The organism is Janthinobacterium sp. (assembly GCF_031995485.1).
Classification (GTDB): Bacteria; Pseudomonadota; Gammaproteobacteria; order Burkholderiales; family Burkholderiaceae_D; genus Janthinobacterium.
Map to the genome: position 1 here is coordinate 40,228 of NZ_DAMAGB010000050.1, position 9,478 is coordinate 49,705.

Consider the following 9,478-nt stretch of genomic DNA (forward strand, 5'->3'; position numbering starts at 1 on the left):
TCGATCAGGACGGCATATCCGCCGTGTCGCCGCGTGCACTCCAGAGAAAATCTTCGATACCGCACTGCGGCGTATATTCGGTCACCGCACGCAGCAGCAAGGCGCGTACCGCCTCATGATCGAAACGCTCGCAGGCATGCGTCAAATCGGTCAGCAGCACATCGAGCTCCGCCCATGGCAATTCCGCCTCCTGCGCACGCATGATCAGCGGATGTTCGGTGCCTTCGACGTTGTCGCCAATTAACAGTTCCTCGTAGAGCTTTTCGCCTGGCCGCAAACCCACATGGTGGATCTCGATCGTGCCTTCGGGCGTCTGTTCGCTCCTGACCTCCAGGCCACTCAGGTGCACCATGCGCTTGGCCAGGTCGACGATCTTGACAGGATCGCCCATGTCGAGCACGAACACGTCGCCCCCCTCGCCCATGGCGCCGGCCTGCAGCACCAGTTGCGCCGCTTCCGGAATGGTCATGAAATAGCGCGTGATTTCCGGATGGGTAATGGTGATCGGTCCACCGGCCAGTATCTGCTTGCGAAACAGCGGCACGACCGAGCCGGAGGAACCAAGCACATTGCCGAAGCGCACCATGCAAAAGCGCGTCTTGTCCTGTTCGCGCGAAAATGCCTGCAGGATCAGCTCTGCCAGCCGCTTGGTCGAACCCATCACATTGGTCGGCCGCACCGCCTTGTCGGTCGAAATCAGGACGAAGCGCTTGACGTCGGCCGCAATCGCGGCGCGCGCCATGCTCAGCGTACCGAGCGCATTGTTGCGGATGCCTTCGATCGGATTGTGCTCGACCAGCGGCACGTGCTTGTAGGCCGCCGCGTGATAGACGGTCTCGACACGGAAGGTGCGCAGGATCTTCTCGCATTTCGCCGTTTCCAATACCGAGCCCAGGAACGGCAACAATTCGATCTCGGCATGCAGCGACTTGCGCAGGGCCTGCAGTTCCTGCTCGATCGTATACAGCGCAAACTCCGACATTTCCAGCAAGATCAGGCGCGCGGGACGCTGGCGCAGGATCTGGCGGCACAATTCGGAACCGATCGATCCGCCGGCACCCGTCACCATCACGGTCTTGTTGGTGATGCACATCGCCATCAGATCCTGATCCGGTTCGACGGCATCGCGGCCGAGCAAGTCGTCGATCTCGATCTCGCGCAGATCCTGCAGGCGCACCAGGCCACTGATCAGGCTCTTGATCGGCGGCGTCACCAGGGTCTTGATCTTCAGCGGCTCGAGCTTGTCGAGAATGCGGCGTTGCTGGGCGCGCGACAGGGACGGCAAGGCCACCAGGATCTTCGTGATCTCCTTGTCCACCACCAGCTCCGGCAGATCCTCGGGCGCATACACGCGGATGCCGGCAATGGTTGCGCCACGCAGCTCCTTTTTCTCATCGATCAGCGCCACCGGACGGTACTCGCTGCCATAGCTGAGTGTCTGCGCCAGCTGGCTGCCGGAAGCGCCGGCGCCATAAATGGCCACCCGGATCGCGCCCGAGACGCCCACGACGCGGGCAAAATAACCGCGCGCCACAAACCGGCTGGCCGTGACGTAGAGGATGGCGCTGACCCAGTAGATGCCGAACACGCCGCGCGACAGGCCCAGCATGTGCGTGGAAAAAGCCGCCAGCGCCAGCAGCACGGCAACCGAGAGCGTCACGCCGAGCACCACCACATAGACGATCTTGTAATCGATGAAGCGGATCACGGCGCGGTACAGGCCCAGCTTGACGAACAGCGGAATCGAGATGAGCGGCGCGGCAATGATCAGCCACAGATACGGGCCAAACACCGCCAGGCTGACGCCATCGAAACGCAGCAGGATCGCCACGCAGAATGTCAGCGGCAGGAAGAACATGTCCGCGCTTGCGGCAATCAGCTGCTTTTGCAGGCGGGAAAAATTCGATAAGGAAGTCATCAATTCGTACCAATCTCTATAGGCAGGCGCAACAGGCCCTCAATGCGTGATGCCATCGCGGCGTACCACTTTCAAAAAGGTCAGGAAAATAATCCGCAGATCCAGCGCAAACGACTGCAATTGAAGATATTCCGCATCCAGCTTGACTTTGTCGGGGATCGGCAATTCATCGCGGCCGTTGATCTGCGCCCATCCCGTCAACCCTGGCAGCACCTGGTCCACCCCATGTTCGGTACGCAGGGCGATCAGATCATCCTGGTTGAACAGGGCGGGCCGTGGCCCGACAAAACTCATGTCGCCCGCCAGGATGCTCCACAGCTGCGGCAATTCGTCCAGACTCGATTTGCGCAGAAACGAGCCGACAGGCGTCAGGAAACGCTTCGGGTCTGCCAGCAGATGGGTGGCGACGGCCGGCGTATCGACGCGCATGGTGCGGAACTTCGGCATGCGGAAAATGCGGTTATGGCGGCCAACGCGGTCGGACCAGTAGACAACCGGACCGGCCGATGTCAGCTTGACCATCAACGCCACCACCAGCAGCGGCAGGGACAGCAGCAGCGTCGCCAGCAAGGCAACCGAGATATCAAACAAACGTTTCATTTACTTCCCCCGCGCCGCACGGCGCAAACCTTCATCTACAGTCAACGGCGGCACCCATCCGAGTTCCCGTTGCGCCTTTGAACTATCCACCTGCAGCGAGCCGCACAGGCGGCGCGCGAAACCGGCCTTGCCGATCAGCGTGCAACATGCCCCCAGCAGCCATGCCGGCACCGGCAGCAGCCGCGCCGGCCGGCCCAGCGCCTGCCCCATGCGGCGCAACAGCTGGCTGGTCGACATGTCCTCGCCGTCGGCGGCCATCCACACCTGGTTGGCTGCCGCCGGATGCTGCGTGCACAGGGCCACCAGATCGGCGAGGTTGTCGAGCGCAACCAGGCTGCGCCGGTTATGGATCGCGCCCAGCGGCAACGGCACGCCGCGCCGCAACCAGCGCATCATGCTGAGAAAATTGGCGCCTACGCCAGGACCATAGACAAGCGGCGGGCGTATCACCACCACTTCCATGCCGGTTTCTTGCGCCAACGCAAACAAGCCCTGCTCCGCCTCCCATTTGGATACGCCGTAAGGGTCGAGCGGCGCCGGCATATCGGTTTCGCTGAATGCCTGGCCCGGCCGGGTTTCCTCGCCATTGACCTTGACGGAGCTGATGAAGACAAAGCGCCGCACGCCGGCGCGCGCGGCACAGCGCGCCAGGTGCAGCGTGCCGTCCACATTCACGCGGCGAAATTCCTGCAAGGGATCGGCCGCCGTTTCATTCATGACATGCACGCGCGCCGCAGCATGCACCACCACGTCCACCGCATCAAACGCGCGGTCCCAGCTGGTTGCAGCCGACAGGCCGTCGATGACAAACGCTTCTGCGCCATGCGCAAACACGGCCTTGGCGTCGCGCGTGCACGCGCGCACGCGCCCGTCGCCGACGCGCGCCAGCCGCTCAATCAGTGCGGCGCCGACAAAGCCGGTCGCCCCGGTCAATAACATCACAATACAATTCCCATATAAAAATCATCGGCTGACAGCCTGCCCGGGCCAGCATGCCACGCATGCCGGTCCGCCGGCGCCGGGTTGCAGTCAGCGCGGCGCTGTAAACAGGGCGGCATATTTTTCCGAAATGGTCGCCCACGTATAGTTCTCTTCCGCGACCTGCTTCATCCTGCGCCCGATCGCCTCCAGCTCGTCCGGCTGCACGCTCTCCAGAATCGCCTGCAGGCTGGCATGGTCGTCGAAGTAGCGCGCCTGGTCATGCGTCGTTTCCCGGTTATAGCTGACGCCATAGGCAATGATCGGCAACCCCAGGTACATGGCTTCGACCAGCGAAGGATTGGTGCCGCCGGCGCTATGGCCATGCACGTAGATGCGGCAGTTGCTGCGCAACTCGTTGAGCAAGGTCTGGTCATAGATCGGATCGAGCAGGTGAATATGCGGCACGTGCGCGTACTGCTGTTTCAGTTGCTGGCCGTACGCGCTGTTGTCCCAGTTGCCGACGATCACGAGCGGTATGCGCGACTGCGACGCAAACACGTCGATAATCAGGTGTACATTGTTCTCGGGCTCGATACGGCATACCTTGAATGCATACGCATGCTGCAGGAACGGAAAGCGCAATGCGGCGTCGGCGCCGACCGGCTGCTGCGTGACATGGTCGCCGCCATACGCGATCAGGGCGCTGGGGCGGCCATACTGGGTGCTGATGTATTGCTTGATGGCCTCGTTATCGGCCACCGTCACATCGGCAAAGCGCACGGCCGTCGCTTCGGACAGTTTCAGGAACCATTTGGCAAAGCGGCCCCATTTCGCGCGGCGCCATTCCATGCCATCGATATTGACGATGACTTTTTTTCTGCTCAGCAATTTTATGACCGGCAGGAAGATGCAGCCGGAAACGCCGAGTATCAGCAGCACATCCGCATAGCGCAACGCCGACAGCATGGAAACGATATCGTAGGGAATACTCTGCACGCCATTGGCGTCGAGATTGACATACTTCAGCTTGACGCCCTTGTACGTCGCCGGCTGCTCGGCATACTTCTTGCCGCTGCAGTAGACGGTGATATCAAAACGGCCGCTCAGATGCGCGGTCAGGTGATCGGTCAGCGTTTCCCATCCACCATATTTTGCCGGCAAGCCAACGGTACCAATAATTGCAATTTTCATCTACAAACCTTCAGCATAATGTAACTTTTCATTCAACTTCCTGCACCTGCGACAGGCCCCGCTAGCGGCGAAAATAACGCAACTTGACCAGGTCGGACGCGATCCTCAGACAGCCGAACGCGATGGAAACAAGCAGGCAGGACACGCCGTAGTGGCGCCAATGGCGCAACATGACCTTCTTGGCCCGGAATTCATTGATGCGCATCTTGACCAGGGCCGACGACAGTCCGCCGGTGCTGCCCGGCGCGCGCGACAGCGTCGTCATCGGCTGGTCCAGGTAGGCCACCGACTTCGCCCTGGCGGCAATATTGAGCAGGTAGGCATAATCTTCGCAGTAGCGCATCCGCGGCACGCCCAGGCCCAGGTCGCGCCGTACCGTCAGGCACGGCGTATACGTGGGATTGAGCGCCGACAGCAGGTATTTGAATGGCATGCGGGCCAGCCGCCCGCCGTACCAGCGCGCATTGATCGCATTGATATTGGTTGCCGTATCGACCGGGTGATAGACAATATCGCAGGCGTTTTGCTGCAGGTACTGCAGCAGGCAATCCACTTTTTCTGCAGTAAACCGGTCATCGGAATCGAGGAAAGACACATGGCTGAAACGGGCACGGCGCACGCCCAGGTTGCGCGCCGACTGCGGCCCGCAGTTGCGCGGCAGCCGGTAGGCGCGCACGGTCACGCCGCAGGCATTCTGCCGCGGCAGCAGCGAGGCCAGATCGATATGCGGCGAGCAGTCGTCGACCACCACTATTTCCACCTGCTGCGGCGTGGCCGTCACGACCGATTCGATCGCCTCCAGCAAGGCTTCGTGGCGGGCGTAGGCGGGAATGACCACGCTGATGCCGAATGTTTTTACAATAGCCATAATTTAAAAGAAGCTGACCGAATTGATGGCGGACGACCCCAGCAGGAAGCTGATGGTCAGGCCAAATGAGGCAAGGACATAACAATAAACCAGCGGATACAGCACCCGGTCCTTGCTGCGCTCGAGTTCATATGCAAAGCACCAGACAAAAATCGGAAACACCGAATATACGAAGCGGTAGCTGAAATAAGGCAGCGGAAACAGCAGCACGCTGGCGAAGACCATCAGCCACAGGAAGTTCGCCCAGGGCCGCAAATCGATCGCCGCGCGCCGGTGCAGATAGCACATGAAACCGTACAGGCAGAAAAAGCTGGCATAGATGCTGATACGCGCCAGAATCTCATCGTTGTCGTGGGCCAGGTATTTCGTTACCTCGTACCAGAAACTGTTGACGGGTGACAGGAGAATACTGTCCGACGGCAGCAGCAGCAGGCATAACAAGGCCAGCACGGCGCCCTGCAGCAGGCGCCGCATGTCACAGCAGGACAACATGTAGATTGCCAGCAGTAAAAACGAACTTTTGTGCAAGGCCAGCGACAGCGCCAGGAAGGCAAAGCTGCGCCGGTTCCTGAAGCCATGCGACACGGCCACGCAAAACAGGATGGCGGACGCCGATTGCCTGAATGCATTGGTGAAGAACTCGGTGCCGACCGGCGACAGCATCAGGAAAAAAAGCGTGGAGAACTTGACCCGCAGATTGCCTCGCATGAAAAAGATCGGCAGCACGATAAACACGATCCAGATGCTGGCAAAGCCGTCCCGCTCGCACACCACGCCTGGCACCAGCGAGAAAAAGAAGTCCATCACATAGAACGAATAATCGTCCGCTTCGATGGCCGGTCCGCCGGCCTGGCAGGCCGACAGGAAATAATTCAGGTAGGTCGACGAATCGGTGCCGAATTCGGGTGAGCGGAAGGCATAGGCGCAGGCAGCGATCAGACAGCAGATGGCGATCTGGAACGACAGGCGCGACTTATCCTGGGTAAACATCCCGAAGATAAGAACCGGCAAAAACACGATGATATAAACTTGACCGATTGGCATTTTTTCATTTCAAACGATGCGTCCCGCGCCGCGCCATGCATGTGCTTGGCGCTCAGCCGGACTGCATCTCAGCGCTTGAACTCTTTCATGGCTGATTGCAGCGCACCTGCGCTGGGGCGCACATGCGCCAGCAGATGCACATAGGCGTCGCCGATATTGTTCAGCTTTTCCTGCGCATACGCCTGTTTGTTAATCGACGGCTTGAACTTGATTTCCATGAAACGGTAGGCGCGGCGCGAGAATTCGCGCAACAGTTCCCAGCCGAACAGCAGGCACGATGGGCTGTAGCGCTCGCGCTTCACATAGGCGCACAGGGATGCCTTGATCTCGCGCCAGTACGACGGGTGGTGCAGGCAACATTTGGCATACAGGCGCAGCAGGTTGGGCCGGTAGGCGGGGTTGCCGAGCTTGTCGATCGCTGCCTTGAACGAGTACGACCAGACCGTGGGCACGCTGTAAAACTCGGGGATCAGGGGGTCCCACACCAGATTGGTAAACGCGCCGATATGGGCGTTATCGCGCAAGCCTCCCTTGTGGCGGCCTTCCGCGCTTTGGCCCGAGGTGCTGGCGCCGGAACTGCCGGCGATAATGAACGGGTAATCGATGCGCACGGAACTGCGCGACTCGGACGCAATCAGCGCGGCACTGTAGATATCGGGACTGACGCCGCCAAACAGCGCGCCGTATTTTTCTTCGATCCGCACGGCCAGCGCGCGCGATATCATGCCCAGGTAGGCGCGCGGCATCGACATGACGCCGGTACCGAGGTTTTTCAAGGTCTGCTGCATTACCTGCGGGCCATCGAGACGGGTGATGCTGGCATCGAATGCCTGCACGGTCAGCTTGGCCGTGAAGTCCGCGCCAAAATACAGGGACTTGAAATCGGGCCAGAAATAGGCCGCGCCCAGCGAACAGGCGGCGGCCTCGACGCCATTCTCGCCGGCCCAGCGCGCCAGTTCTTCCGCGCCGGCGCCCAGGCAGTCGTCGTCACCCAGAAAAATCAGATAGTCGCCGGTCGCCAGGCGCAAGCCGTTCTGGAAATTGCTGACGACATCCATCGGCCGCTGCGGATGGTCATACACCAGGCGGCCGGCCGCGATCCAGTGCGCCAGCTCTTCAGCGATTTGCAGCGTGTCGCTGGTATCGGACACCACCACCTCGGTATCGGGAAAATTTTCCAGGATCGTGGTGATGGCATTGATGGCATAGCGCTGCCGGTTATGCGTGGGAATGATGGCGGAAAGCAGGGGCATGGTCAAAGTCGTCTATAAGTAATGTAAGGGACAGGCACTGGCGCGGCCTCAGCCGTGGCGCGCCTTCATGCCGGGCAAGCGCCTGGCCAGCGCATGCCGGATCTCCGGCGCGGCCAGGGCGCTGCAGGCGATCGCCAGCAGCGCCGTCATGGCGATCAGGACCAGGCGCAGCCAGCGGCCATCGACGGTGGCAAGATAGCCATAGCCCAATGCCAGGCATGGCAGGCAGGCCAGCACCGGCACGGCCAGGCTGCGCCAGAACCAGCGGCCCAGTTGTCCCGGCAAGAAATTGCGGTGCAAAAAATACATATACGGCGGCAAGGTACACAGGTTCATGATCAGCCACGACAGGCCGGCGCCAGCCAGCCCGTGATGCATGACCAGGTAAATCATCATGGGCGTGACCAGCACCACGGAGACGATGCCGATCTGCAAATTCAGACGAATATTTCCATGTGCCAAGGCCAGGTAATATGGCACCACCGTCAGCGCCTGCAGCAATTGCCCGCCCAGCAGCAGCGAGGCGGCCAGCGCAGCCGCATCGGCCGTACCGGGCGAACCGGTCCACAGATAAATCACGTCGCGCGAAAACAGGGCCACCGCCAGTGCGCCCGGCACAATGGCCACGGCCACCAGCTGGCAGGTGCGGTGATACAGGGCCAGCAGTTGTTCATGCTGGGCCGCCGCGACCAGCTCGGTAAAGCGCGGGAAAATCGCCGCGGCGATCGGACTGGCCAGCATCAGCGGCACGGCGGCCAGCGAGCCGGCCAGTGTATAGAAGCCCAGCATTTCAAGCGATAACACTTTACTGACCGTTAGTTTGTCCACCTGGGTCAGCAGGATCGACAGCAAGGCCATGCCGGCCATGCCCGATGCATAGCGCCAGGTCCCGTGAAACACCTGCCAGCGGAAAAAGCCCGCCACGCGCACGCCGCCGGCATTCAGGGCGCGCCACAAGCCGTGCCGGGCCGAGATACAGTAAATCGCATTGGCCACCACCTGGCACACGGCAAAAGACACGATGGTGGGCGACCACAGCCACAGCACCAGCAGCGTGCCAAAACCGCGATATGCGCTCCAGGCGATCTGCAGCGAATTGGCGCGCACCTGCTGCTGCAAACCCATCAGGCCGCCGATATACAGGCCCGATGGCAGCTGAAACGCAATCGCGATGCCCATCAGCCGGATGGCGCTGGTGATCTGCGCAGCGTCCAGCGTGCTGGCCTGCAACCAGTGCGCAGTGATCCAGGGCGCACCGGCGACGATCGCCGCCGCCAGCACGCAGCAGATGGCCAGATAGCTCAATTCATACGTGCGCAGCAGATCGCGCCGCTCCTGGGCCGCGTTGCCGCTGGCCGACAGGCGCGCCATCTCACGATTGAGCGTGGCCGAAAATCCCATGTCGGCGAACGCCAGCACCCCCAGCAAGGTCGAATAAAAGCCGACCAGGCCGTAGGCTTCCGCGCCCAGCATGTGCAGATACAGGGGCACGAACAGATATACTGAAATGAAGCCCCATGCGCGTCCGACGATATTGGCGGTGATATTCCGCTTAATCATGAATGCCCAAGGTATGGCACAGCCGGATGGAAAATGTCATTGTTATTATAATTTTATGGTGAGTGCAGTGCGGCGCCCGCTTGCGGCACCCGCTTGCGGCGCCCGCTTGCGGCACCCGCTTGC

Annotated in this window: 8 protein-coding genes; all 8 read right to left on the reverse strand. The window is 60.9% G+C overall.

Translation table 11 applies throughout. The features are described from left to right. Positions 1–4: 4 nt before the first annotated feature. Entirely contained in the window at positions 5–1,918 is a 1,914-nt protein-coding gene (locus tag RTQ46_RS22700) for a nucleoside-diphosphate sugar epimerase/dehydratase (protein WP_312439855.1), read from the reverse strand. Positions 1,919–1,957: 39 nt separating this feature from the next. Beyond that, entirely contained in the window at positions 1,958–2,518 is a 561-nt protein-coding gene (locus RTQ46_RS22705; RefSeq protein WP_312439856.1) for a sugar transferase, read from the reverse strand. Next, complete coding sequence (locus tag RTQ46_RS22710) at positions 2,519–3,457, reverse strand: NAD-dependent epimerase/dehydratase family protein (protein WP_312439862.1); 939 nt, start codon at positions 3,455–3,457, stop codon at positions 2,519–2,521. Between the two features lie 90 nt (positions 3,458–3,547). Continuing rightward, positions 3,548–4,630, reverse strand: coding sequence for a DUF1972 domain-containing protein (locus RTQ46_RS22715; protein ID WP_312439857.1), 1,083 nt, complete (start codon positions 4,628–4,630; stop codon positions 3,548–3,550). A gap of 61 nt (positions 4,631–4,691) precedes the next feature. Beyond that, the gene (locus tag RTQ46_RS22720) at positions 4,692–5,498 is read right to left on the reverse strand and encodes a glycosyltransferase family 2 protein (protein ID WP_312439858.1); all 807 of its coding nucleotides are present in this window, start codon (positions 5,496–5,498) and stop codon (positions 4,692–4,694) included. A 3-nt stretch (positions 5,499–5,501) separates the two neighbouring features. Then, positions 5,502–6,488 (reverse strand): EpsG family protein, encoded by a 987-nt coding sequence (locus tag RTQ46_RS22725; protein ID WP_312439859.1) that lies wholly within the window; start codon positions 6,486–6,488, stop codon positions 5,502–5,504. A gap of 122 nt (positions 6,489–6,610) precedes the next feature. Further along, positions 6,611–7,795 carry a glycosyltransferase gene (locus RTQ46_RS22730; protein WP_312439860.1) on the reverse strand — a complete coding sequence of 395 codons (1,185 nt, stop codon included), beginning with the start codon at positions 7,793–7,795 and terminating at the stop codon, positions 6,611–6,613. A gap of 48 nt (positions 7,796–7,843) precedes the next feature. Then, positions 7,844–9,355: an oligosaccharide flippase family protein gene (locus RTQ46_RS22735; protein WP_312439861.1), complete on the reverse strand. Its 1,512-nt coding sequence runs from the start codon at positions 9,353–9,355 to the stop codon at positions 7,844–7,846. Between the last annotated feature and the right edge of the window lie 123 nt (positions 9,356–9,478).